General features: G+C 43.1%; 22 protein-coding genes and 1 tRNA gene. 8 read left to right on the top strand and 15 right to left on the bottom strand.

Annotated elements, in window-relative coordinates:
* Positions 1 to 278 precede the first annotated feature (278 nt).
* Together ITG10_RS15495 and dmeF are read right to left on the bottom strand one after the other, a co-directional pair.
* Complete coding sequence (locus ITG10_RS15495) at positions 279 to 695, bottom strand: MarR family transcriptional regulator (protein ID WP_017629832.1); 417 nt, start codon at positions 693 to 695, stop codon at positions 279 to 281.
* Positions 673 to 1,608 carry a CDF family Co(II)/Ni(II) efflux transporter DmeF gene (dmeF, locus tag ITG10_RS15490; protein ID WP_017629833.1) on the bottom strand — a complete coding sequence of 312 codons (936 nt, stop codon included), beginning with the start codon at positions 1,606 to 1,608 and terminating at the stop codon, positions 673 to 675. The genes ITG10_RS15495 and dmeF overlap by 23 nt, the downstream gene beginning before the upstream one ends.
* A 681-nt stretch (positions 1,609 to 2,289) precedes the next feature.
* Here dmeF and ITG10_RS15485 point away from each other — a divergent pair.
* Positions 2,290 to 3,549, top strand: coding sequence for an adenylosuccinate synthase (locus tag ITG10_RS15485; protein ID WP_017629834.1), 1,260 nt, complete (start codon positions 2,290 to 2,292; stop codon positions 3,547 to 3,549).
* A gap of 130 nt (positions 3,550 to 3,679) precedes the next feature.
* Here ITG10_RS15485 and ITG10_RS15480 read toward each other — a convergent pair whose 3' ends face one another.
* Genes ITG10_RS15480 through ITG10_RS15465 form a run of 4 tightly spaced genes read right to left on the bottom strand, consistent with a single transcriptional unit; the run spans position 3,680 to position 9,368 of the window.
* Positions 3,680 to 4,243 carry a hypothetical protein gene (locus tag ITG10_RS15480; RefSeq protein WP_017629835.1) on the bottom strand — a complete coding sequence of 188 codons (564 nt, stop codon included), beginning with the start codon at positions 4,241 to 4,243 and terminating at the stop codon, positions 3,680 to 3,682.
* Entirely contained in the window at positions 4,240 to 5,652 is a 1,413-nt protein-coding gene (locus tag ITG10_RS15475) for a hypothetical protein (RefSeq protein WP_248386483.1), read from the bottom strand. Before ITG10_RS15475 ends, ITG10_RS15480 begins: the two co-directional genes overlap by 4 nt.
* The gene (locus tag ITG10_RS15470) at positions 5,645 to 8,584 is read right to left on the bottom strand and encodes a hypothetical protein (RefSeq protein WP_248386482.1); all 2,940 of its coding nucleotides are present in this window, start codon (positions 8,582 to 8,584) and stop codon (positions 5,645 to 5,647) included. Before ITG10_RS15470 ends, ITG10_RS15475 begins: the two co-directional genes overlap by 8 nt.
* Complete coding sequence (locus ITG10_RS15465) at positions 8,577 to 9,368, bottom strand: hypothetical protein (RefSeq protein WP_248386481.1); 792 nt, start codon at positions 9,366 to 9,368, stop codon at positions 8,577 to 8,579. Before ITG10_RS15465 ends, ITG10_RS15470 begins: the two co-directional genes overlap by 8 nt.
* 120 nt (positions 9,369 to 9,488) lie before the next feature.
* Here ITG10_RS15465 and ITG10_RS15460 point away from each other — a divergent pair, with 120 nt between their 5' ends.
* Positions 9,489 to 10,349: a WYL domain-containing protein gene (locus ITG10_RS15460; RefSeq protein WP_017631166.1), complete on the top strand. Its 861-nt coding sequence runs from the start codon at positions 9,489 to 9,491 to the stop codon at positions 10,347 to 10,349.
* Between the two features lie 649 nt (positions 10,350 to 10,998).
* Here ITG10_RS15460 and ITG10_RS15455 read toward each other — a convergent pair.
* The 3 genes from ITG10_RS15455 to ITG10_RS15445 form a co-directional block, all read right to left on the bottom strand.
* On the bottom strand, positions 10,999 to 11,973 hold the full coding sequence (locus ITG10_RS15455) for a hypothetical protein (RefSeq protein ID WP_128815190.1): 975 nt from the start codon (positions 11,971 to 11,973) through the stop codon (positions 10,999 to 11,001).
* 447 nt (positions 11,974 to 12,420) lie between these two features.
* Positions 12,421 to 12,497: transfer RNA gene (locus ITG10_RS15450), tRNA-Val, on the bottom strand.
* A 265-nt stretch (positions 12,498 to 12,762) separates the two neighbouring features.
* On the bottom strand, positions 12,763 to 13,431 hold the full coding sequence (locus tag ITG10_RS15445) for a DUF2726 domain-containing protein (RefSeq protein WP_017630504.1): 669 nt from the start codon (positions 13,429 to 13,431) through the stop codon (positions 12,763 to 12,765).
* A gap of 273 nt (positions 13,432 to 13,704) precedes the next feature.
* On the opposite strand from ITG10_RS15445, the gene ITG10_RS15440 reads away from it, so the two are divergent.
* Positions 13,705 to 13,890: a hypothetical protein gene (locus ITG10_RS15440; protein WP_017059179.1), complete on the top strand. Its 186-nt coding sequence runs from the start codon at positions 13,705 to 13,707 to the stop codon at positions 13,888 to 13,890.
* Between the two features lie 135 nt (positions 13,891 to 14,025).
* Here the strand turns inward: ITG10_RS15440 and ITG10_RS15435 are convergent, their stop codons facing one another.
* Positions 14,026 to 15,984 (bottom strand): GGDEF domain-containing protein, encoded by a 1,959-nt coding sequence (locus ITG10_RS15435; RefSeq protein WP_248386480.1) that lies wholly within the window; start codon positions 15,982 to 15,984, stop codon positions 14,026 to 14,028.
* Positions 15,985 to 16,243: 259 nt separating this feature from the next.
* On the opposite strand from ITG10_RS15435, the gene ITG10_RS15430 reads away from it, so the two are divergent.
* Complete coding sequence (locus tag ITG10_RS15430; protein WP_016788721.1) at positions 16,244 to 17,350, top strand: M20/M25/M40 family metallo-hydrolase; 1,107 nt, start codon at positions 16,244 to 16,246, stop codon at positions 17,348 to 17,350.
* Between the two features lie 105 nt (positions 17,351 to 17,455).
* On the opposite strand, the gene ITG10_RS15425 is transcribed toward ITG10_RS15430, so the two are convergent.
* Together ITG10_RS15425 and ITG10_RS15420 are read right to left on the bottom strand one after the other, a co-directional pair.
* A complete protein-coding gene (locus ITG10_RS15425; protein ID WP_016788722.1) occupies positions 17,456 to 17,878 on the bottom strand; it encodes a DUF3859 domain-containing protein in 423 nt (140 codons plus the stop codon).
* A gap of 74 nt (positions 17,879 to 17,952) precedes the next feature.
* Positions 17,953 to 18,321 carry an ATP-binding protein gene (locus ITG10_RS15420; protein WP_017630505.1) on the bottom strand — a complete coding sequence of 123 codons (369 nt, stop codon included), beginning with the start codon at positions 18,319 to 18,321 and terminating at the stop codon, positions 17,953 to 17,955.
* A gap of 275 nt (positions 18,322 to 18,596) precedes the next feature.
* Here ITG10_RS15420 and metA point away from each other — a divergent pair, with 275 nt between their 5' ends.
* Positions 18,597 to 19,538: a homoserine O-succinyltransferase gene (metA, locus tag ITG10_RS15415; RefSeq protein ID WP_016798585.1), complete on the top strand. Its 942-nt coding sequence runs from the start codon at positions 18,597 to 18,599 to the stop codon at positions 19,536 to 19,538.
* Between the two features lie 169 nt (positions 19,539 to 19,707).
* Positions 19,708 to 20,475: a type IV pilus biogenesis/stability protein PilW gene (pilW, locus tag ITG10_RS15410; RefSeq protein WP_017630506.1), complete on the top strand. Its 768-nt coding sequence runs from the start codon at positions 19,708 to 19,710 to the stop codon at positions 20,473 to 20,475.
* Positions 20,476 to 20,563: 88 nt separating this feature from the next.
* On the opposite strand, the gene rlmF is transcribed toward pilW, so the two are convergent.
* Positions 20,564 to 21,886: a 23S rRNA (adenine(1618)-N(6))-methyltransferase RlmF gene (gene rlmF / locus ITG10_RS15405; protein WP_017630507.1), complete on the bottom strand. Its 1,323-nt coding sequence runs from the start codon at positions 21,884 to 21,886 to the stop codon at positions 20,564 to 20,566.
* A gap of 4 nt (positions 21,887 to 21,890) precedes the next feature.
* Positions 21,891 to 22,388 carry a M48 family metallopeptidase gene (locus ITG10_RS15400; RefSeq protein ID WP_248386479.1) on the bottom strand — a complete coding sequence of 166 codons (498 nt, stop codon included), beginning with the start codon at positions 22,386 to 22,388 and terminating at the stop codon, positions 21,891 to 21,893.
* 153 nt (positions 22,389 to 22,541) lie between these two features.
* Here ITG10_RS15400 and ITG10_RS15395 point away from each other — a divergent pair, with 153 nt between their 5' ends.
* The gene (locus tag ITG10_RS15395) at positions 22,542 to 22,778 is read left to right on the top strand and encodes a glutaredoxin family protein (RefSeq protein WP_016786183.1); all 237 of its coding nucleotides are present in this window, start codon (positions 22,542 to 22,544) and stop codon (positions 22,776 to 22,778) included.
* A gap of 809 nt (positions 22,779 to 23,587) precedes the next feature.
* On the opposite strand, the gene ITG10_RS15390 is transcribed toward ITG10_RS15395, so the two are convergent.
* Positions 23,588 to 24,460: a LysR substrate-binding domain-containing protein gene (locus ITG10_RS15390; protein WP_016798589.1), complete on the bottom strand. Its 873-nt coding sequence runs from the start codon at positions 24,458 to 24,460 to the stop codon at positions 23,588 to 23,590.
* Positions 24,461 to 24,570: 110 nt separating this feature from the next.
* Between ITG10_RS15390 and ITG10_RS15385 the strand changes: the two genes are divergently transcribed.
* Positions 24,571 to 25,770: an MFS transporter gene (locus tag ITG10_RS15385; protein WP_017630508.1), complete on the top strand. Its 1,200-nt coding sequence runs from the start codon at positions 24,571 to 24,573 to the stop codon at positions 25,768 to 25,770.
* The last annotated feature ends 16 nt before the right edge of the window (positions 25,771 to 25,786 follow it).

Genomic DNA, 25,786 nt, shown 5'->3' with positions numbered 1-25,786 from the left:
AATGCACTGCTATGTAAGGCTCTGAATTAAAACGCCTTGGTCAATTATTGACCTACCAGTTATAGGTGACACTTTTTGGCTCATCAGATGAGCACGAGCGAAGAGCAATATTGGAGATTTCGACTTGATTTTCAAACGGTGAACCCATCGAGTGGTGATTGTATAGTCGAGCGGAAACGGCAATAAAAATGGACCTACTCAATTCGAGTCAGGTCCATTTTTAGATTTCTAGTCAATCGCCTTATAGCGAATCAGCGAGTGTTTGAACTTAAGGCTGACTAAAACGCTTTCACCATCTTGGTTAGGCACTTCAACAACACCGCTCTTTCGTCTTCTTCGATGTCTTGCGTCAGCTCATTAACCAAATTCAAGTGGAGTTGGTTATGGTGAACGTGGATCTTCTGACCTTCATCGGTCAATGCCACCACAATTGCACGACGGTCCGTTGGGTGTTCATGGCGCTCAATCAATTCAGCTTTAACCAACTTTTCGATTTGAACAGTAAGCGTACCCGTGGTGATACCCAACTTTTCAGCGAGCTCTTTCATTCTTAACGCGCCATGCATACCAAGTACTTCAATGGTGTGTACTTGAGCCAAAGAGTAACCTGTCTCTTTGACAACAGACTGCTCCCACGAAGACATTTTATCGTAGAACTCGGTCAGTATTTGGTTAAGCTGTTCTATATTTCGCATGGTCGTTTGAATGCACTTCAAGAGTAAGATGATTAATCTTATCAAACTTGGCGAGCATTTGTTTATATTCAGAGACGGTTTTATCACTGTTTGATTCAAGAGTAATCGCTGCTGAATAGTGATGCCCACTCACCTTCCACATATGGAAATCAGTGACCGACGCATAAGGCGTTAAGGTTTCAGTCACTGAGTCGCGATAATGTTGGTCGATATTCTCATCCAGCAGGATTGGACTTGTCTGTTTCATTAGGTTCATCGTCCACTTAGCAATCACGAATGCGCCAACCATTCCCATTGCTGCATCTAACCAGTTCCAACCGTAAAACTTACCAAATAGCAGTGCGACGATCGCAAGCAGCGAAGTTAGAGTATCCGCCAACACATGCATGTAGGCTGCGCGTAAATTGTGGTCATGATGGTGTCCGTGGTGCTCACCATGTTTATGACCATGCTCACTATCGTGATCATGATGGTGATCGCCAAGTAAAAACATACTCACCACATTTACAGTTAAACCAATACAAGCAACGATGATCGCTTCATTGAACTGAATCGCTTGTGGGTTAAATAAGCGATGCACCGATTCCACCAGCATCAACAATGCCACAATCCCCAATGCAATCGCGCTGGTGTAGCCCCCTAACACACTGACTTTACCGGTACCAAAAGAGAAGCGTTCGCTCTCGGAATGTTTCTTCGCATAACGGTATGCAAATAGGGTAATGCCAAACGCCGCAGCGTGCGTCCCCATGTGCCAACCATCAGCAAGCAATGCCATGGAGCCATAAATAGTACCCGCAACGATTTCGACAACCATGGTAACGACGGTCAATAACAAAACATAGAACGTGCGTTTCTCACCTTGGCTGTTATGTGAAGAAAAGTTGTGTTGATGACGTATTGGAAAACTCAAAATAGCGTCCTTAACTGGTGTTTGTGGTTAGATGAGCGTTGTTAATAAAGCCCTTTGATTTGCAAGTAATTTGATAATCAAAGCAATTAATTGAAATTTAGTTTGATTGTCAAACTTTGTCAATGCCGAATTTTGAACCACTGATTTGCGGAACAAATAGTTGATGGTCAGCGCTAGGTCGTTTCAGATCTTATTCATGCAGTAAAATCTGGGCTTTGCAGGCACAAAAAAGCCCACGCGAGGTGGGCTAGTTGAAACAAACTCAATGATGGTATTTATTTGTTTTGCAATGAAGTGATCTCATCATTCCCTACAGTGAAGGACGACCCCACCCCGTCATTCCCTACAGTGAGGTACGAACGTGATAGGGAATCTTGCTTATGATTTGAGATTCCTGATACCTCGTTCCTCGGTTCTGGAATGACGGCTATTCTAAAGTTTCTATCCTAGTTATCGTTATTCCACAAAGTGAGGGATGACCCCACCCCGACATTCCTCCTGTAAGGAATAACCGTTCCGCGTCATTCCCTACAGTGAGGGACGAACGTGATAGGGAATCTCGCTTGTGGGGTAAGACGTTAAAAAACATATGGGATCCTTATCAAGATCATAAAGATAATTAATTTCTCTTATCCACCTTGTAGGCCTAACATAATTTCTCAATCAGTTAGGAGAAAAATTATGCCATCTATCGTTGTTGTGGGCGCAAACTGGGGTGATGAAGGCAAAGGCCGCATCGTCGATTTTTTAGCAGACCAAGCTTCTGCTAGCATTCGTTTCCAAGGCGGAAACAATGCAGGTCATACTGTGGTAAATGACTTCGGTACATTCAAACTGCACCAACTACCTAGTGGTATTTTTAATCCTGATTGTACTGCGGTTCTAGGCCCTGGCATGGTGATCAGCCCTGCTGCGCTAACTGAAGAGATTGCAGAAGTACAAGCGGCTGGCATCAAAGTGAAAATGGCGATTTCAGATCGTGCGACACTGTGTCTGCCTCTGCACGCTCTTGAAGATACGCTTGAAGAAGAGCGTTTAGGCGATGGCGCTTATGGTTCGACACATCAAGGCATTGCGCCAGCGTACGGCGATCGTGTGATGAAGAAAGGCATTCTTGTGGGTTGGTTAAATCAGCCTGAGATTTTAGAGCAGCGTATTCAATTCCTGCTTGATTGGAAAATGCCTCAGCTCAAAGCGCTATACCCTCAATGTGACTTCTCTCAGACCGCTTCTGAAATGACAGAATGGCTACTTGAAGTAACTAAAGCGTGGCGCCCATTCATCTGCAACGTGACTGAGCCACTTAAAGCACTGCAATCACAAGACGCAAACCTACTGTTTGAAGCTCAATTAGGTGCAGGCCGTGACCTTGTCTACGGTGAATACCCTTGGACGACGTCTTCCAATGTTACTGCCGCTTACGCAGGTATTGGTAGTGGTCTACCTGCCCTTCGTCCTGAACGTGTAATTGCAGTTGCTAAATCTTTCAGCTCGTCTGTTGGTACCGGCACGTTAGTAACTGCAATGGAAGAGCAAGACAGCTTCCGAGAAAGCTCTAACGAATACGGTGCAACAACCGGTCGCCCACGTGATATGGGTTACTTCGACGCGGTGGCAACTCGCAACGGTGTTGACCTGCAAGCCGCGACTGAAATCGCACTGACTAAGATTGATTGCCTGTCTGGCTTGTCTGAACTTAAGATTTGTACGGCTTACTCAGGTGAACACACTGAGAACCCAATTTGGCCACAAACGGCTGAACTAAAACCTGTTTATGAAGATATGGCGGGGTGGGATGAAGACATCACGGGTTGCCGCACGTTTGAGAGCCTTCCTCAAGCCGCACAAGATTACGTAACTCGTATCGAAGAGTTGATGGGTGTGCCAATTGTAATGGTATCGGTAGGTCCTGAGCGCGAGCAAATGATCATTCGAGGTTAGTTTAGAAGACGGTACAACATCTACATCAAAGCCCACATTTAGTGGGCTTTGGGTTGTTAATAAAGAGTTGATTCACAAACACCTGGTAGATGATTAGAAATAAAACCACTCGAGCTTTTAATTGACACTCTTACTGATCTTCTGAGTATTTCTCAACATGTAAGTTCAAAAAATACATTCCGGCTGAACTTAGAACGTAATGCTTATCACCGCAAGGGTAGAGAAAGTTTCGATCTGCAAGATAGTTTATGGCCTTTTCCCAAGTTTCGATTCCAAGCGCCTGTCGAATATCGTCATAGATGGTTTGCTCTGCAATCTCTTCTAGTGCCGTACGCCCGAGCCCAAGAACCGGCGTAGTTAGATCGTCGAGGTCAAAACCTTTATCTACCCAGTAGCGGGCAATAATTAATAACATAGCCTGAATTTTGGTGGCATTGGTGTCTGCGTCTTCTTCTACCTCACTACGACTGATATAGAAAAACTCCCCTTCTACATTGAAATTGAGCGTGAAACCAATGTGTAGGTAAAGCTGTATAAAGTGCTCTAGGTTATTATAAAGTTCGGTATAAAGCGGACTCTCAATAAAACGTTGCTGGTAAAGGTCATAAGCTTGCTTAGTGATAACCTTACCATTGACGAATGTAGTGTATATCTGCTGGCTTTTCACCATGCTTATTTGAGAAAATGGAGTCATGGATTAGTTACTCGCTCTGTTCGAATTTTACGGTATAGATAAATAGTGTCGCTTTGGGTAATGCGTTGGCGGAAATTAGTCATTTTAAGTATGTGTCCATCAAGCATCGCTTCACTGCGTAATAGGAAGTTAAGCCCTTCCAGTAGGTCAACAAAATGATAGTCAACCAGATGTTCTTTGAGGCGCCTATGAAGTGAGAGCGTGAGATCTTGATATTCGGCCATTTTCATCTGTTTCACCAATTCAAAGATCTGCTCTGCGCGAACGAGCCTTCGTTCCGTGGAATCATCTTTAGTGCTGACTAACTCAACATAACGGCCCTGATCTAGCAGGCCTTTATCCGCAACTCGCGCATCTATATCACTCACTACATTGTTGAGGTAGGCTTCTGAACTACTGATACGAAGCACTTTGGGTCTTGCTTGCTGCATTAACCCCATAAAGGTGCCGTTATCACGAGCAAATTGCCCACCTATCTGGCTGCGTTTTAGGTTGTGCTTTGTCGCATCGAGCTCTTTGACTAAATCACCAAATGCCGTTTCAATGGCATTAAACTGTTGAAGACGCTTTTTGGAACGGGCCAAAAACTGGTCTACTGAATGCGATACTTTGCTGATCTGTTTGTGAAAACTGTTAAAGCTCACCTCATATCTCAACATCGCGTTCGCCCGTGGGTGATCTTGATGGCGCTCAAATTGACTGCGTAAACTTTGCAGACACTCAAACAAGTTCGGCCCATCTTTCAACCGACTTTTCTCATCCAAAAATTGTCGCGTGGGCAGTATGTGCCTCGATAGCAAGAGCGATATTTTTTCTATCGACTCTTGTTGGAGGAGTGAGAACACTTGTGGGTTCTCCGATTTGGCGGCAAGTTCACTCGCATCACTGAGCTCCTGATTGATCGTTTGCATTTTTACCAAGTTCAAACGAATGCTGTTTAGAAGCTCACTTAATTGATGAAACAACTCATCAATTAGCTCCTTAAAATCTAAGTTGCCATCGCTATACAGCATTGAGCCCGACTGAAGCTTTTCTAAAAGTAGGCGTATGCCTCCTAACTGGACTTTGAGCGCTACGTCTGTCAGGTCTTGAAACAAGCTACGATCAAAGAGACGAAACACCCCGATCACGGCTCGATCAAAGATCAGGCGACTTTCACCACCAAACTCATCTTTGTCGACTAAGATATGGGTCGCTAACAAGTTATCGGTAGAAAAGGCAGTACGTAATTGTTTCTGTTTATCTTTGCTTTGCCCTTGTATGTATCGGTGCAACCTAGAGATGAAGGTCGCTTCTCTTACATAAGGCTCACCCCCCTCATCCATTGTCCGGATCACATCCCTCATTATGGTATGATGTTCAAGCATAATGGCAAACGTGGGGATGGTCAGAAGTCTTTTATCACTCATCTGCCTCTCCAAACATATCGAGTTGCTCTCTATCCAGCGCACTTCCTTTTATCACAAAGCTTTCTGGTATGCCTGTATAAGCGATGGTCCGAGCTTCATCGTAGGGTTTTGAAGTGCGCATCGAATCCAAACGAAAATGTTGACCAAACTTAAAGATGATCTCACTGGATGCCGAGTTAGTAGAAGCACTTAAAACTCGAAAGCCTGCTTTTTTCATATTTGGCAACAGCCAATCAAATTGTGAACTATCCACCGAAGCACCTTCATCTATCACTAGTGGAAATTGGGTTGCACAAGCGCTATTTCTTAATCGGCTCAACAAAATTTCCACCAGCTTGATATTGATCAGCATGATAGTAGAGGTGGACTGTGACTTGCTCTCCCAACCATTTTGACCACGCTTTTTAACTCTATAGCTAATGCCAGAGACGATCTGCTCCATGGTCAGCAGCGCGGCTTTGCCTTCTGGGAAAAACTTCTTGCTAAAAGCTTTGAGGCGTTCAATAAACTGCTCCGAGGCTTTTTGATCTGAGTGCGTATCAAAAAACTCGATTTCCCTCACTAGGTCATCAAATCGCGCCTCAACCTTGATTTTGGCTTCAACCTGTGACAAGTCATTGATCTCTAACCCTTCAAACGCACGGTTAATACTCTGTTCAAACTGGAAAACTAATTCTCGATTATTTTTTAATTCATTGATGATGGCGTGAACAGTGTGCTTATGTTCAATAAAGTTTTTACGCAGAATATCAAACTCATCATCTAAGCCTTGATAGCGAGTTTGGAGTTGGTGAAATGCGTGTTCTAGAAGCTCGTCATCTAGGTGCGAGAGCATCAACTTATCGTCATTTTCTAGCACTTGTGCTCTGACAAAACCTTGGATTTTTTCGGTAATTTCGGTCTTTGCTTGACGCTTTTTGTGTAGAGCATCAATTCGATCTCGTAGTGTTTCTTCCGAAAGGTCGAGGGTTTGATCGGGTAAAACTGAGAAATCACTGACTGGCAGATGATGCGCCTGAAGTTCCGCTTTGACCCTAATGCTGCGTCCAGTTAATTTTTCTACTTGTTCTTTTTTCTCGGTTAATTTGTGAGTTTGTGCGTCAAACGAGTGCTTCTCTTGTACCCACAGATCATTTTGTACATCGAACTGTTTTTGTAACGACTCACGCGCTTCTTCGGCTTCCGCTAGTTCTTTATTAGTCTCTTGAAGCTGATCTGCATTATTTGTGTATGCTTTTAGCAAGTTGATTTCAGTTTCAGTACGTTTGATTTCCGTTTTAAGCGCCGTAATTTCTTTAATTCGCTCAATGCGGGATTGATTACCCATTGCACTGAGTTCTGCGACTCGCTTGCGTTTTTGTTCTAAGGCCTCTTGTACTTTAGATAACCGAATTTGGTCAGACTCTCGATTTATGCTTGGGATGGACTCTAACGTTAAGTCCCAAAGTGCGTAGTGCTGCTGTTTTTCTTCTAATAAATCGGTAAATGACTCAATTGCCTGCCTCTCAGATGAGGATAACACTCTTGCGGGGTTAGAGTCCGCCAACTCCTCATTAACCGCTGCTAACTTCATCCAAGCACTTTCAGGTAACTGGTTAAACAGCTTGAATTGTTGAGCATTGACCGACGCTTGATAGCGAGCTTCACTCTCGCTAAGGTTAGAAACTTCTTGCTTGAGGGTTTCTAATTCAGTTTGTAGAGCCTCTGCATCTTCCTTTAATCTTAACGCTTCTTTTCTATCATCTAGGTGTTCACGGTGGCCTGATATAATGTCGTCTATCGTCTCACTTTTATCGTAGATGTTAAGGATAAGATCCGTCTCTTGCACAATCTCATCGAGTTTCTTCTGCTGACGAACGAGTACTTTAACCCCACCTTTCAGTGTCTTTTGTTTATCGACCGTGTCATCACACGCTTTTTTGGCCGACCGTACTTTTCCTTTCTGTAACGTTAACTGTGTCTCTTCTTGCTCAAGAGTTTGGTTTTCTTGATTGATTCGGCTGTCAATCATCATAGCGTACTGCATCAACGCATCTTCAGCATTTTTATTGCTTACTAATTGCTGATGACTGATGGCAAGCTTTTCGTACTCAGGTCTTAGGCTTTCAATTTTTTTGAGTATTAGCTCGCGACGTGACAACATGTCGTTATGATTAATAAAAGCATCAATATCAAAATTGAGCTCGTCTTTGCGCTCCTTCTTTCTCGATTCAATGATATTGGCCACAGCCAAACGAACCGCATCTGATCCTGTTTTCATATCAAATAGCAAGCGAACGAGTGCGCGAAAAGCATCAACATCTGCATCTTTGGTTGAGTTGAGGGGAAATAAACAAAAACGCATCGCATCAATATCGAGTAGTTGATTCGCATAGATCACTTCCTTAATCGCGGAAGCGCGTACTAATGATTTAAAGTGCTTATCTTCACGCTTTAGAAAAGCCTGCACTTTGCTGGGTGATAAATCATCCACCCGGCCACCAATGCCATCATCCCCAACGTTGTCATCCCAAAAAAGATGACGTATTTGCGCATACCGAAGTGATGTGAACATACGACGATAATCGAGTTTATCAGAGTTACCACGATAGAGTATCTGACAATGGGGCATTGGCCCGCCGAGGTAGTTGTCACATTCCAAAATCAGGAAGCTGGTGCTGCTTGGGAAGTAATGCTCAAAACACTCATCATTGGAGTAAAAGTTGCCTTCTTTATCTGAAAAGCCAAATTTATTTTTTGAATCTTTAAAGTTCTCTTCTGGCAGCAAAAAGAGTCGAATGGCGTTCAGAATGGAAGTTTTACCGATGTTCCCTCCACCGATAAGAATCCCTCCTTCACGCAGGTCAATTTCTGCAATTGCAACGCCGGCACTATCTACTGCAACCAAGCGCGATATACTGATTAGAAGATTATCTATTGGATTGTTAAACATCGGTGGAATCCTGTCGTATTTCGGGTAATAGAGCCTCTTGCTCTAGGAATAAGCGAGTTTTGTTCATAAGATCGGCTTCTGAGTCTAAGCCAAGATTTCGAGCCAGTTCTATCGCTTTAGCTAAGTGATCTGCACTTTTGGGTTTGAGTTTGAATTTGTTTTGAAATACGTCCCAATCTACTGGAGCAAGCCATTCACATTGAGGAAGTGACTTTTTGAGAGTTCCGTACACAGTCAGCCCCCCCAATTCAACGTCTTGAGCACAATAGATTTCATCATAAGTAGATAAAAATGGTCGGTTCAAATAGTGGCATATTTGGTTGCCTGCACCAAAAATGATGTCTGAATTTTCAGCTAATGATGGATGACCAATTAGCTCTAGGAACTCTCGATATCGATAGAAATTCTCAATATTCTCTATAAGGACTGCTCGTTTGCCCATGAGGCTACCGTGGGTTTTGAAACCATCAATATCGGATACAGTAACAAACGGAACCAGTGATTTAGTGGTGCTGTTCAAAACCAAAACGTGAGCAAAGTTACTAGGGAAATCATGCGAGCGCCCCAAGTTAGATGCTGCAACTCTATCGCATACCTCTGGCTCATAAAGTGCGAGATGCCGCTCTTCATCGAGTATCTCCAATTGATGACCACTCTTGAGACGAGTTGCACGATAAATTTTCCGCCATTCATTGATGTCTGAGAATGGCAAAGACTTGAGGAAGTACTCTAAGTTGATCGAATCTCCCTGTGAGATTTTATTGAGATATCGATTAAGTTTCATTTCAGCATGTCCAAATCCTTGCATTGACTTAACTACAGCAGACCCAATAATATGACGCTAATAACGACAGGTAAATACTGATTACATACACACGTCGCATAACTAGACAGGAATTTGATAATGAGCAAATGGCCAATTCGGTGGGATCTACTATTTCGCTACAGAATGATAGAAATCATCGCGCTGTGGGAGGGGCGGTTAACAACCAATCACCTGATTAAGAGCTTTGGTATTGGTAGGCAGCAAGCATCTAAAGACATCAACACCTACCTAACCGATTTAGCGCCAGGCAACCTTGTCTACGATAAGCAGTTGAAAGGATATAAGCCCAATGATTGCTTTGCTCCACGCCTAACAAGCGGCCATGCTGATGAATATTTGCACATTCTTTCGAGAAGTGAAGATATGACCATCACATTTAAAGAACTTGATATGGGCTTTGAAAATACAACAATGGTCCGCCCGGTGACACGTAACATCGCACCTGAAATTTTACGCCCACTGGTTCAAGCTATAAGAGAGAAGAAACGTGTCGATTTAAGCTACACGTCGTTGAAAAATGGTGAAGAAATAGAACGGATTATCTCTCCACATACACTCGTTTGTACACCACTACGCTGGCATGTTCGAGCTTATTGTGAACACTCAGAAGGTTATCGAGATTTCGTGCTGAGCCGAATTCGAGGTATTCCAACTCTCGAGACAAAAAAAATAAAAGGGAAAGAACAAGATGAGTTTTGGAATACTCATCTATCTATTAAGTTAATCCCCGACTCAAGATTGACCGAAGCCCAGGCCAAAGTGATTGCACACGACTACGGTATGGAAAAAGGCACCCTGACAATACCGACGAACGCAGCATTGGTTCGCTATGTTCTGGATGCTTATAACATCGATATTAATGTGTTGAATTCGAACCCCAAAGGCCAACAAATCATCTTAGGGAATTTTGATGAGCTGAGGCCGTATTTGGCTTTCTGATGGGGCTTTTGCTTTACGCTCCAATTAGCCGAAGTGTTGACTACAAAAGCACACGGTGCTGCCGCAATGGCAGCATCATATTAAACAATCGCATACCTTGCACAAGGTCTAGAAAACATTTGATAGCCGAATTCAACGGCATTTGCCTGATCACTAACATAGCCATCTCGAATTCATCGGACTTTAAGACCGATGTAGTATGCCCAAGCAACCGCTTTATTAAACTCTCTCCGTTTACCGTTTTTTGCACAACTCTCAATATATTGATTAACCAACGCATAATGGGACTGACCTACCGAATATCTCGCACTTTCATAAGCAGATTTGTAGAATGGATAAGCTAAATCGTCTTGTTCGAACCTGTAGTACCATGTCGCATAGCACCAATCAACAAGCCAACCCAAGTATGGAGCTAACACCGTGCCGCTTATCTTTGCCGCGTAAATGGCTATGTCTTTTTCGAATTTATTCGCTTTTTAAGCTTGAACCCGGCTTCCATCATTTCAAAAAAGTTATCCGGAGGTACATTTTTATTTGTCTCTCTGGTAGCTTGAATTTCAGAGAAAGTTACAAAAGGAGTTATTTTATTGCACGATGCTCTGATCCATTCATTCGTACTAAATTGTTGACCATATTGTCGGTGCATTGACTATAGCTCCCCAACACCACAATTGACCCATGAAGCCCGGCAACGCCAAAAAAAGTCCGTCTCATTCTTCCACACCCAGTCTTGACTGGCAGCTTCAATTACCTTTTGTTCAAAAATCTGTTTTTGCACATTCTTAACAAAATAACTTAGTTCTTCTCTAAGACGTCGATTCTGCCCATAAAGGTGTTTAGACAAAGCTTTTGAGAACTCAATATCATACGCTTCGTTAATCTGCCTAAACGCCGCTGTGGATAACCTTGCGATCATCAAGACCAATAGAAACGACTCTCGTTCCACTTTCGAAACATGTATACCAGACACTAATCTGTGCACCTCTATAGATTGTTCTAGGTTTGTGACCAAACTTGATAAGCTAGGTAACGCTTTACTAGATATCCAGCGTTGTGCGTTTTCTAAATTTTGCTTCCGTCTATGAGAGTGAAGCTTGGAAGGTAATCTCGCCTCCTCAGTTGGAGACAAGCTAGGATCATGGAATTTCGTTTGAGATAAGCCAAATTTATGATAAATCCAATTCCATACTTTAGTCAGAGAGTTCTCATTTGAACTTGGCAACCACCAAGCCCCTCTTGGTAAGTTCAGACCCAAAGAAGATACGTTGTAAAAATGGCTATATCGATAATATGAATATACAAAAATATCAATAAATCTAGCTTGAATAAGCCACCTAATCGTTTCCTTTTTACTCAGATAGGTTCCTTCAGTTGCTTGAATTCGCCGATATTCTCCAACCAGTTCCTCAAAACAAAGCATTATGCTATCAATGACTTTCGACTCTTTAAGATATAACTCTAAATATTCTCGCCCAAGTTCAAAAATTGCGTTTAAGTTGTTGTTTAGATCACCTTCTTCTTTAGCCAACCTGGATAACATTTTCTTCTGGGTCTTTTTATTACCACCGTTTTCATCTTCCAAATCTCCGACAATCATCCCTGAACAATCAAGTATGACCTTCACTACCTCACCTATTGAAGGAAAGCTTGGCCTCATTAGTCATTCCTCATTATTAATGGGCCATTTTACTGGCCCATGGAATATTACTTTTTGCTTGGTGCAACACCACGATTACGACCTGATTTACCACCAGTGGTCGATGGCCAATTCCCTCCGGGACCAGGATGACTCGATGGACCGCGACTACCTTTACTTGTTGTCATAATGTATCTCCTTTAATTAGCACTGCGCAATTGCAGTACATTTAGAAGACTATCTATTACGACACGGTCGGGATACCTGCTTTTTGGCGACGTGATCTTTGGGCTGCGGCTTATTGAGAGATTACTTTAAACTGTGAATACGACACACTGAGGCTTTTTGGGGGACTAAGAAATGGCTAAGATCCTGATAAAACAAGGAATTCAGGATACAAAAAAGCCCACGCTAGGTGGGCTCTTTCGTATAATTTGGTGCCCGCTACTGGACTCGAACCAGTGACACCTTGCATGTCATGCAAGTACTCTAACCAACTGAGCTAAGCGGGCAATGCTGTGAAACTTATCTAACCGCTTTACTAAGTGGCTAATGCTTCAGAACGAGATGGATAATAGCGAGTGAATGGGTAGCGTGCAAGGATAAATTTGCACAAAACAGTTCGTTTGCTTTTAAAAACAACAATCAGAATAAATTTTAAACACAAAGCAGATCAATGGCTTGAAGTAGATCACATTTCATCTCAACTTCAATGACGACATACATCGACACGCTTTGTGCTATTTACGGCTGTCTTGAGTATTTTGACTCAAGATATTAGTTCGTTTCCTCATCTACATCGAACACGACGTTGTAATTCTCGGTATACGTACAGTTTGGCTGACGGCTACAAGTGAAGAAGCGTCGGCCTTTGTAATCGCCTTGGCTTGCCAGTTTGATGATCATCGGGCTGCCACACTTCTTACAGAAGCGCACTTCTTTTGATGGCTCGATTAAATCAATGTGCGCTGCCAGCAACCTCTTCAAACGACTCACTTGATAGCTGTGTTTAATAGATGCACCAATCAGAGGTAAACCTGCCGATTTACACACGTGAATCAGTAGCTTTTCGCGGTCGACTTTGCCTTTGTTGAGCTCTTTTCCGTTATCAAGTTCGATGATCACGCGGGGTTCTAGCGTTCGCGGATCGCAAACAACAAAGTCGAAGTAACTACGTGAGATCTTGTTGTTGGCGATAAACCAATTCTTCTTATTGTTCGTCTTAGCTGGCACAAGCACGTTCGACATGCTGACTTTAGCAAACACTTCCCCATGGTTGCCCACAGCGGATTTTAGCGCATTATAGAATGTCGCCTGTTGCGCCGACATCAACGCGCCTTTCTTCTGATAAGCATGGTCTTTGGTGTCATCGTGTTTCACCACATACTTTTGAATAAAGTAAAAGAACACAACCAGAACAATTACAACGATAAAGATATTAGTCATTTTCCAACACAATCAAGTCTGTATAGGGATTAAGAGAGTGGCTAGCGTATGTAGAAAAGCATCAACTGGCAAGAAAAAGAGCGATAGTTGCCAACCAGAATCACGACCTTTGAGCGCAGTGCTCAGCGAGAGGTAGCTCCTTCGCTAGACACACCTCTCCTATTTTGATAATCAAATCATCAATTACACTCTAGATTGATTTAGATCAATTTACCTAGATTTGTGATCAACTAGCCTGAAAAACGTTAGGCAAATGTTAATAAGGAAATTGATATGGAACTTAAACAAGACCCAAGATGTTATACCGACGTATGTGTAGATGGTAAATGGTTCCACTATGACCACTGCGGAACCCAAGCCTACATGTTAAAAGGCGGCGCTTCGGCAGTGATTGAACTCGCTAGTGAACCAGCGACAGAAGGCGAATTAGTTGAAATGCTTCAAGGTGTCGCTAAGTAACCCACCAAGCCAAATCACAGTATGAATTAAGCGAATAAGAGTAGATAGCTGTATTAGTTCAGGTAGGCACTCTTATTCGCTTAGTTATTGAAGTTCAGGTTTCTTGATTACAGGGGATCTAGCAAGTTTGAGGGTTCAAGCGATAAGCACTTTATTGCGCCCTGACTGCTTAGCTTGATACAAAGCATCGTCTGCTGATTTCAAGTGTTTCTTATAGGTACGGCTATTCAACTGTTGTTCCGTTAGATGAGTCGTCGCACCAATCGATGTGGTTAAATCTAATAGCCCAGAATGCGTTTCAATCGGTCGGTCAGCGATCGCTTGTCTTATCAGCTCAAGCTCTCTATTAGGATCTTGATTCCCAGCCAGCAATAAAACGAACTCTTCTCCACCCCATCTTGCCACTACATCGTTTTTTGATAAGGTTTGCTCTAAACGCTTAGCGACCTCCACCAGTACTTGGTCACCGACATCATGCCCATAAGTGTCATTAACTTGTTTGAAGCGGTCTAAATCTAAAATAGCGAGTGTATATCCAAACGATGACAAATGATGTGGCATCGGCTGAGTTAACAATTGTTCCAAGTAACGTCTATTGTGTAAGCCTGTGAGTTCGCATCTTGTCGATTGCTTGAGTAACTCTTTATTGGTCTTCTGGATCGAACGTAACCGAATTAAAAGTAACGCTGCGCTGAACATCACCATGATACCCAAGGCGACAACGATTCGATTCCGTAACTGCTGCTTAACTAATGTCACCTCACCCAACTCTTTTTCTGCGTTAAGCAGTTCGTTTTCTTGAGCTAATGATGCCGTAGCGAAATCTTGCTCGAGTAAAAAGATATCGCTCTGGCGCTTATCAAATAGCAGTGCTTTATTTCCTTTGTAATAAAGCTTGAAGTAGCGAAGTGCGTTCTCGCTGTCGTCTCTCGAGTCATAATATTCAGCAAGTGTTCTTAAACCGAGGACTTTCCAACTTCGAGTTCCCACAACATCGAACATTGCAGACGATCGCTTTAGATCAGCAAAGACAAAATTATCTCGGTTTAAACCAATGTTCGCTAAGGCTCTGTTTAAATAACACTGACCTAGCTGAAGTGTATATTTGTCCACGCCCGGGTACCTAAGACACAGGTTTGCGACTTGTCGTGCTGACTCAAAGTTCTTTTCCGCCAACAACACATCACTCTCTGCTTTTAACAGGATGATTTTGTATCGCTCACTCACGTTGTCGCCATTGAGCTTAGCCGCACTCTGATACGCCTCTCGACCTTTGACCAAATCACCACTGCGCAGATAAGCAAAAGACTCATTCACATGCAGCACGCCGATGGTAGACGCTTCGAGTAGTCCACTCTTGTAATAGAGTTTTTTTGCTCTTTTAATCAGCTTGAGCGCTTTTGGCCAGTCTTCCAAATAGATATAAAGCAGTGCCATGTTTGACACTAACTTACTGTTGTAGATGTGTTGAGGGTACTTCTTGCCAAGGTCTAAGCCTTTATGGAAAAAGTATTGAGCTTCCGGAAAGTCATTGCGGATATTGTTGATGACACCCGCCGTGTTATAGGCCTTAATCAACAACTCTTCATAGTGGAGCGATTCTGCGATATCTATCGCGGCTCTGATTTGGATTTCAGACTCCGCCAGCTCACCTTTACTGATATGTTCAATTGCTAATTCAACGAGAGATTGAGCCTTTAGCCACGCCATATGTTCGTGTTGTGCGAGCGCTTTAATCTGTCTGACGTATTCTGAAACGGCTTCGGTATCTAGCTTGTGTTGTGCAAGGTTCGACAAAATCATCAATTCGTAAGCACGGTAGATGGCTTTATTTTGGTCTGGGAGCTTGGCTTGGAGAGTGGCGAGTTGATGAGAGGCTAAATTAGGGTCACCACGGGATACATCGAGAATACCAATCAACGCAGTTCCATATTGAGAGAGTAATAACTCTTTCTCTGGACTATAAACACTCGGGTTTTCAGGGCGAATATGCTTTAAATCATCGTCATAAGTTGGATAAAGCAAATACAGCCCAAGCACAACACTCATCAGCACGACTAAAAGAAATGAACCTAACACATTGTTTCTATTCATTTATCAGTGCCATTATTGATTGCATTCCAATTTCATCGAGATTTTTTAAAAGCGGTTAAACATTATACCCGACAGATATACAGATTAAAATCCTGCTTAATGGTGGATCTGAGTAAGGTTTTTCTTATTATTTGGAATAATCAGGCGACTTTCTTGATTTAACTCAGACAATCATCCTACAAAAAGGCGTTATAGTGATTTTCCTGTTCCTATAGCCGTGACTTCTAAGGAAAGAACGGAAACATAATGAGAATTAACAATGACCCAAATTAATGAACAACGCCTTGTCGACCATTTCTGCGATCTTGTGAAAATCGATAGTGAATCACGTAACGAAAAAGCCATTGCTGAAGCGCTGGCTGAGCAGCTAGGCGAATTAGGCTTTGACGTACATAAACTGGCTGTTCCAGAAGAAGTGTCAAACGGTTTCAACATTTATGCACGTTTAGATGGCACTCTTTCAGGTAGCACGGTATTCAGCTGCCACATGGATACAGTAACACCAGGTATCGGCATTGAGCCAATCATCGAAGACGGCATCATCCGTTCAAAAGGCAACACGATTCTGGGTGGTGACGACAAGTCTGGTATCGCAGCTATCATGGAAGCGGTTCGCGTAATTAAAGCGGAAGGCAAAGAACACAAAACTATTGAGATTGCATTTACTGTATTCGAAGAAGGCGGTCTATTCGGCTCTTTGAACTTCGATATGTCTTACATCCAATCTGAGCACGCTATCGTACTTGATACAGGCGGCCCGATTGGTACCATCGTAAATGCAGCACCTGGCCAGCAGAAGATTGTTGCGAAGATCAAAGGTCGCCCTGCTCACGCTGGTTTAGCGCCAGAAGAAGGCATCAGCGCAATTCAAGTGGCAGCAGACGCAATCACTAAGATGAACCTACTTCGTATCGATGAAGAAACGACAGCAAACGTCGGTATTGTTGAAGGCGGTCAAGCGACTAACATCGTAATGCCAGAGCTTAAAGTCGTAGCAGAAGCGCGTTCTCTAAACGGCGAGAAGCTAACGGCTCAAGTTGAGCACATGATCTCTACATTCCAAGAGAGTGCGAAGCAGTTCGGCGCTGAAGTAGAAATCGAATCTACTCGTGCTTACGATGCATTCGTGATTGCAGACGATCACCCGCATATTCTTTCTATCAAATCAGCGTTTGAGAAGCTTGGCGTAACTGCGAACACTAAACGCACTGGTGGTGGTAGCGATGCAAACAACTTCAACGCGAAAGGCCTAACAACGGTTAACCTTTCTACTGGTATGGCGAAAGTTCACACCACTGAAGAATACATTGCAGTGAAAGACATGGTTGCAATCACTGAGTTTGTAGTGGCTTACGTAACACAATAATCTTAGTTGGTAACTAGGTGGTGAAAGCCATTTAGCCAATATCAAAAAGCCGAGTTCACATGTGACTCGGCTTTTTTGTGCCTGAATTTAGCCAGAAATTCTAGCCTAAAAACCTCTACGCTTCCAAAACTGGCTTTCGTCTTTTGCTACTAGGTCGAATGTCTTGTCGGCGATGATGTTGCCTTTTAGCTCGACCGTCATGCGCCATTTGCCCAGCTTGTTCGAGACAGGCGCCCAGATAGTGTCACCTAAGTAGAAATCCCAATCATTGTTACCGACATACTCTTCGCCGTCGAACGGTTCGAGCACTTCACCTTTGTCTGTAGTGATGTCTGGGTGATAAATGCAATAACGGATCTTCTCACCTTTGGCTTTTTTGATATTCAAGATATAGCCAAATTCTACGTCGATTTCAGCATCAACGGTGGTAGTGAACTCTTGGATTTTTGGAAGATCTTTAGATTTGGAATCCCACGTGGAATAGATACCATAAGAAGTCATGTCGACCACAACAGAGCGCTTTGCCATTTCAATCGTTACCTTGGAGTTGTTCTATTAATTTAATTCTATTTGCCATTCAGCCAAGCTGGATAAGTACGAGGCTATTCTTGCCAGTCTTTTGCCATACGCTTAATCACCGACGGTTCGATGTCGTGAATGCTGCCATATTGCTCTCGGCAAACCTCAATGATCAAATCGGCTTTATATTTACGTGCAAGTTGGCGGTAGGCCTTCATTTCCCAATGCTTAACAAAGGTATTCGAAACAACCACATCAAGCCCTTGCTTTAATCCGTTTTCAGCCGTGTTTTGACACCACTCATGAGCTTGTTGCAGCTGCCTAGGGTCAAAATGGTACTCACCTTGCTCATTCACATAATACATATCGGCTTCAACATGCAATGCATCGTAGGTTTTTGCTTTTGTTGATTTGCCAGAACCGGGCAACCCTCGAATGAGTATTAACTTCATCTGTCACTTTAAAGGCTAATTCGAAAACATGAGTTTATCGTAAATAGTAACGAGTTTCTCTGATAACTGCCTTTGCTCAGTATACGAAAACCAAGTCCTCACACACGACTCCGATAATCACTGAATACAATGAGACTACCCTCGAAGCCCTTGTCTTGCTTCTGATAGAAAACACAAATTATTTACATCTATCCATTTTGCATGTCGACAAGCGTATCAAACTACTATAGATTTAGATGTATAGACGTCTACATATCTAGCTTAGGGAGAAAGCTTTGCCTATTCGCATTCCAGACCAATTGCCAGCATCCGATGTTCTTCGTGAAGAAAACATCTTCGTTATGCCGTTATCAAGAGCATCGACACAGGAAATTCGTCCACTTCGAGTCTTGATCCTCAATCTAATGCCGAAGAAGATTGAAACTGAAACTCAATTTTTACGCCTACTATCAAACAGCCCATTGCAAGTGGATGTAGAGCTGCTGCGCATTGATGACCGACCAAGTAAAAACACACCGACTGAACACCTTGATAACTTCTACCGCCAATTTGAAATGGTCAAAAGCAGAAACTTTGATGGATTGATCATTACTGGTGCACCGCTTGGCTTGGTTCAATTTGAAGATGTAATCTACTGGGACCATCTGAAAACCATCATGGAATGGGCAAACAAGCACGTTACTTCAACTCTATACGTGTGTTGGGCAGCTCAGGCTGGTTTGAAATTACTGTATGATTTACCAAAACGCACTCGAAAAGAGAAGTTGTCTGGTGTTTATAACCACGAGATACATAACCCATACCACCCTATTTTACGTGGCTTCGACGATACATTCTTGGCACCGCACTCTCGCTATGCTGACTTCTCTCAGGAGTACTTAGCGGAGCATACAGATCTAGATGTTCTTGCGACGTCTGATGTTGCGGGCGTATACCTAGCGGCGACCAAAGATAAGCGAAACGTGTTTGTAACGGGTCACCCTGAGTACGACTCCCATACACTTCACAATGAATACATTCGTGATCTGGGTGAAGGCATGGAGCCTGTGATTCCAATCAACTACTACCCGAACAACAACCCAGACAACAAGCCCGTTGCAAGCTGGCGTAGTCACGGACACTTGTTGTTCTCTAACTGGCTAAACTACTGCGTTTACCAACAAACGCCTTACGATCTAGATCATTTCAGCGAAGACAATTTTACCAAAGACGATTAGATTCTTACTTCCGATTCACAAACACATAAAACCGTGTTCAATAGGTTATTGATAAAATGACGAATTGAACGCGGTTTTTTTATGGTGTGTGAGTCGCATTCCATAATAGATTTACCACTTCAATGGGTTTGATTTCATATGATGGGTTGGTGTTCATAAGGAGCTTCACATGCCTGCCAAGCCGTTATTATCTAAACCCTTTTCGTTATCCCGTCCCCTTTCGTTATCAAGTATGGTACTACTCGCTTCGCTTTCATTAGTCGGTTGCGTCTCTGTCACTGAAGGTCCACCAAAGATTGAAAGTGATCCTATCGCGATGTCTGAATCTCGAATTGAATTAGGCTTAGGCTACATGGGACAAGGCAATATGGTCAGAGCGCGTGAAAATCTCGAGCTCGCAATTAGACACGCACCTAGTTACTACCGTGCTAGGCTTTCAATGGCGCATTACTACGAACAAGTGGGCGAAGTAGACGAAGCAAGATCTACTTATCGAAAGGCATTGAGTCTAGATTCTAGAAACGGCAATGTATTGAACAACTACGGTACATTTTTGTGTAAACAGGGTGAATACGAACAAGCCGATAAGTACTTCAATCGCGCCATCGACCAGCCCTACTACTATCTCGTCTCAGCAAGTTATGAAAACGCGGCGTTTTGTGCATTTAAGGCTGGTAATACCGACCAAGCAAAATACTACTTCAGCAGAGCGATTGACCATGACCCAAACCGCGTAAAATCGATACTACAGTTATCAAAAATCGAAGTGAGTGACGCCGATTACAATGACGCTCGACTTCGTTTATTCAAATTCCACCAGCGTTATGGCTATCAAATTCCATCGCTTGAAATCTTGGTCGATCTCGAAAATAAAGCGGGTAATAGTGCTCTAGAGCAGAAGTATCAGAGTAAATTAGATGAATTGCTTTCTGCTTAACGATTATGCAAAACACAAAAAACGGGCTTGTTGCGTTAACAACAAGCCCGTCCATATTTCAGCTTAATGTCTTAACTAAGTGCAGCCGCTATTTAAGCGCAATCCACTCTTGTCTTTGCTCATCGTCCATAAAGGTCCATGCGATAAAGCGACTCACCTTCTGGCCTTGCGACATCTCGACCACTTTCACTTGTTTAGCTCGTAGCTTACCTAGCTCAGAGCGAACCATATCGACGTTGTCTTTCTTAGAAATCAATGTCGTAAACCACAAGACTTGAGTAGCAAAAAGTTGACTCTCTCTCGCCATCTTCATAATGAAAGCGGCTTCACCACCCGGACACCAAAGTTCAGACTTTTGGCCACCAAAGTTTAAGGTTGGTTTCTCTTGCTTAGTTGATTTATCTAACTTAACTGACTTCTTGTTCGTTTCTGGCTTGAACGACTGACCGGCTTTCTTAGCACGGTTTGCCGCTAGGTTATCCAGCTTACGTTGTGAACCCTTTTCCGCTTCTTCTAAAGAGCTATGGAATGGAGGGTTACAAATTGTGACATCGTAACGTTCATTATCTTTAATCACGCCCTTAAAGATAGATTCAGAGTCGGCTTGTAGGCGAGCGCGAATCTTACCTTTTAGATTAGGGTTACTTCCCGCAATGAAGTTCGCTGTTTTGATAGAGACTGAATCGACATCAGTTCCCGTGCAGCGCCACTTATACTCTGTCGCACCAATAATTGGATAAATACAGTTTGCACCAACACCAATATCCAATGCTTTCACAGAAGCATGATTATAAGGTTCACCTTGGCCATCACTATTAAGAATGTCGGCCACTCTGTGAATGTAGTCTGCACGACCAGGAATTGGCGGACACAAGTAACCAGCGGGAATATCCCAATGTTTAACGCCATAATGATGCGCCAACAAAGCTTTGTTGAGTAGCTTAACGGCTAGTGGATCAGAGAAATTAATGGTGTCTTCGCCCATTGGGTTCTTGATCAGGTGCTCTTTTAGCTCAGGCAACGCGGAAACCAATAACTCGAAGTCATAGCGACCAGTGTGCTGATTTCTTGGGTGCAAACCACCTTGAGGTTTTTCAGCCGAACGTCTTTTTTGGGCTGCGTTTTTATTAAAAGCCGTTTTGTTGAAAGACCCCTTATTCGCTGATCCTTTATTCGCACTCTGCTTACCTTGGCTATCTTTTGCAAAAGGTCGCTTTGCTTTGTTATTACCAGCGCCTTTCGGTGCACTGTTATTGCGGCTTTTATCCGATGTGTTCTTGGTAGAAATACGCTTGTCGCTGCTCGGCTTAGCTGTACTTGGCTTAACATCAGCTTGATTGTCTTTTATTTTTGCTGATGAAGTGCTGTTTTTCGACAGGCTTAACGTAGTTCTATTTTGTGATTGGCTCATTGGGCTACTTCTTTAAATCTAAATACATCATGAATAAACGGGCATCCAACTCAAGTTGATGATATTCCGGTTCCATGTGACAGCATAGTTGGTAAAAGGCTTTGTCGTGCTCTTTCTCTTTGATATGCGCCAGTTCATGTACCACCAGCATTCTCAGCAAAGGTTCTGGTGCATTTTTAAAAACACTGGCGATACGAATTTCATTCTTTGATTTGATCTTTCCACCGTGATTCTTCGCAACGTAAGAATGAAGACCCAACGCATTATTGATTAGGTGTATCTTGCCGTCGTAAATCACCTTGCTGATCGGTAGTGTTTTTTTCATGTAGCGATTTTTTATCTCAATCGCATAGTCAAACAGGGCTTTCTCGCTTTTGATTTCATGATTCTTTGGGTAGCGAGCTTCAAACCACGGCACCAATTTACCCGACTCAACAAGTTGAGTCACAGGATCAAGAATGTGCTTAGGATAGCCTTGAATATAGCGTAAAGAAGGATGCATGCTGAAAGACCGTACAAGTTACACCACGACAATACGTTGTGGTCTTGAAAATTGAGCCGCATAGTGTAACTGATCACACTTTTCTAATCACCTAGGATTCGTTACACTTTAGCGAGATTCACCAAGAGCTAGACTCAAAAAGAGATTGTAAAAATGAAACGTGTTGTATTGTACGTCGCAGACAAATGCCCGCACTGTAAAGATGCCCAGCGCTATTTGGACTCTAAGAAAATTGTTTACCGCCTGACGAATGCAAAAATGCAGCGTGGCCGCAAAGAATTACAAGCGATGGGTGCTCGTTCTATCCCCGTGCTTAAGATCGGCGATCAAGTGATGGTCGGTTGGAATCAGAAGAACTTCGATAAGATGTATAACTCAAAGAACACTTAACGTGACTTAAGAGACTTATATTTCTACAAACAAAGCCCGAATGTCCAACCTAGGATCTTCGGGCTTTGTTTTATAGGTATCGAAAATCGATACCTTCTACCCTTTGTCAACACTAACCTTTCACCTTAAGAAAACCGCTGCACGTCGCGCATCTGTATTTCTCTTTTATACCAAGGACTTTGTCGACTGATGTTCTGCGGATTCGAATGAGTCTTCGTTCTTTGCACTTGCACTTCATGGGGCTAGGGTTACCATTTTGATTAACTTAAAGACCATTAATATCTCTTAGTCCCCCCTGGTTAACCATATTGTAGAGCTCACATTTTTCACAGAATAATATAATGATCACTGGCAACTTTGATCAAAAAACAATAACTGCCATTAATTAACTGGTTACGATCCACAGACATTTAAAGTGGAAGCGAAGAAATCAACGTTAGTCTACTCAGAAACGGTTTTGCCAGTTTAACACAGGCCTTATATCTCTATTCCAACCGCATTTTTTCTTAGAGCGCGGTCATTTGCCTCTAATTTTAAAAATCACACCGCAGTTCATACACTGGTATCTTCCCTTTATACCAATGAAACGATCCAACAACGTTCTATGAATCCTAACCAGATTTTGCTCTTTACATTCACATTTCATACTAATGGAACACCATACCAATAACGAGTAGGGATTATTAAATATGCCGTACGATTAGTAAATTACTAACACTTAATACAACCACTACAAACCGTGATACACATCGCATAATAAGATAATAATGAGATATTAGTTCAGATTAATTACTCACATATAAAATTCGCTACACATACCGCTTAACGAAATCAATAAAGGTTCGGTCTGCCTTGGACAGATATCCTTCCTTTCTCCACGCCAAAGATAGGTTCAGCTTCACAGGGTCTTTAAATGGCACGCCTACTACGTCTTCCTCATATTCTGTCACCAAGCTAAGCAGCGCAGTGATGGCAAACTCTCGCTTCACGATAGAAAGAATCATCGGGAGCAAGTTGGTTTCGAATGCGATGGTCATGTCTAGGTTGTATTTTTTACACGTTGCGTCGATAAAGTCACGGTGAAAATAACCCGACTTGAACATGATCAGCTCTTGAGCGAAAAATTCTTCAAAGGTCATCGAAGGCTGCTGTGCTAACGGATGTTCCTTACCGACAACGGCGAGCATCTCAGAACTCAACAAGTGGTCGGTTTCGAAAGCATCAGGGACATTCTCATGGTTGATTACGCCAATATCGAGTTCGCCGTTTAATAGCATCTCCCTAATCGATTCAGTGCCCGCATCAATCAAGGTCAACTTGAGGTTTGGGTATTGGCTTTTAAATGCCATCACAACTTGCGGGAAAAAGTAACTCCCCATCATGCTTGGAGCGCCCAATCGCACCTCGCCTTTTTCCAGTCCCTTTAGCTCATTCATTGCGAGTTGAGCATCATCAAACTGCTGGGATATTCGCTTCGCATGTTCAAACAGTACCTTTCCCTCTTCCGTTAGAGTGACGGATTTATCTCCACGACGGAAGAGAATCAGCTCAAGCGTCTGTTCGAGTTTTTTAATGGAGATACTCAATGCAGGCTGCGCGATATGCAGCGCTTTGGCGGCTTGAGTGAAGTTACCAAACTGCGCAACAGCTAAGAAATGACGAAGTGGTTTTGATTCAAGCATGGCGATATATTAAATATATAGAGGTGATATTTTTAATATATTTCTTTAATCACGCTTGTACTGATAATTTGTTCACAAATAGCTTACTAACTCGCGCAGGCTCAACGTAAATGTTTGATAAAGGCAGTCCTCAATACAAACGCATCACCCAATCATTGGCAATTGGCTCGTTTATCATTTTCTGTAACCTTTACCTCTTCCAGCCAATCTTGCCGCACATGGCGGAGCACTTCCAAGTATCGGAAACTCAGATCAACTGGCTGTTTGCCGCGACAACACTTGGGCTTTCCATCAGCTTGGTGCCTTGGGCAATCGCTTCTGAAACCTTTGGCCGAAAACCCATCATTCTGTTCAGCTTATTTGCTATCCCGCTAATCGGACTGAGCATGGTGTTCACAACTACCCTACTACAGCTTGTTATTGCCAGAGCATTCATGGGAATAGCGGTTGCTGCTTTTGCAGGTGTGGCTGTTGCCTACATGGTCGAAGAGTTATCACCGAAAGCATTCGCAGTCGCGATAGGCGGTTATATTGCGGCTAACTCATTAGGTGGCATCTTCGGGCGTGTATTGGGCGGCTTGATTACGGATTATTTTGACTGGCACGCAACGGTTTTGTTTTTCGTTGTCGGCTCTTTGCTTGGCGCACTCTATATTGCGTATAGCCTGCCTGACCAACAAAACTTCAAACCGCAGAAAGGGCTGTTCTTTCATCATAATCGCTCGGTAGTGACGCACTTAAAAAACCGTACCTTATGGCTCGCGATGTTGATTGGTGGCGCTAACTTCGCCCTGTTCGTTAACCTGTATTCGGTCATGGGCTTTAGGTTGGTCTCTGATCCTCACTCAGTGCCAGTGGGTTTAGCATCGCTTATATTCCTATGTTACTTGGCCGGAACAGTGAGTTCTAAGCTCTCCAACAAATGGACGCTTCGCTTTGATCCGCTAAACGGTATCATGATGGGCGTGTGCATTAGCTTAATCGGTATGTTAGTTTCTGCGGTCGATAAAGTCCCGTTCATGTTGGCAGGCTTGTTATTGATTAGCGGCGGCGCCTTCTTCGCCCACACCCTTGCTTACTCTTGGGTGAGTCAAAAAGCGCCGAGCGCGAAAGCGACAGCAACGGCACTTTACTTAGTCCATTACTATATAGGCGGAAGCTTAGGTGGCTTCTTACTTTTGTATTGCTGGCAACTGTTTGGTTGGAATGGCGTGATTGCAGGCGGCTCTATCTTCTATGTCGCGATATTTGCATGGGTCTACCAGTTGAAACAACTACAAGTATCTACATCCAAACTCGCACAAGCATAACTACGACTGAGTTTGT

It is taken from the genome of Vibrio sp. ED004, assembly GCF_023206395.1.
Lineage (GTDB): Bacteria > Pseudomonadota > Gammaproteobacteria > Enterobacterales > Vibrionaceae > Vibrio.
This window is presented reverse-complemented; position numbering and strand designations above follow the sequence as displayed.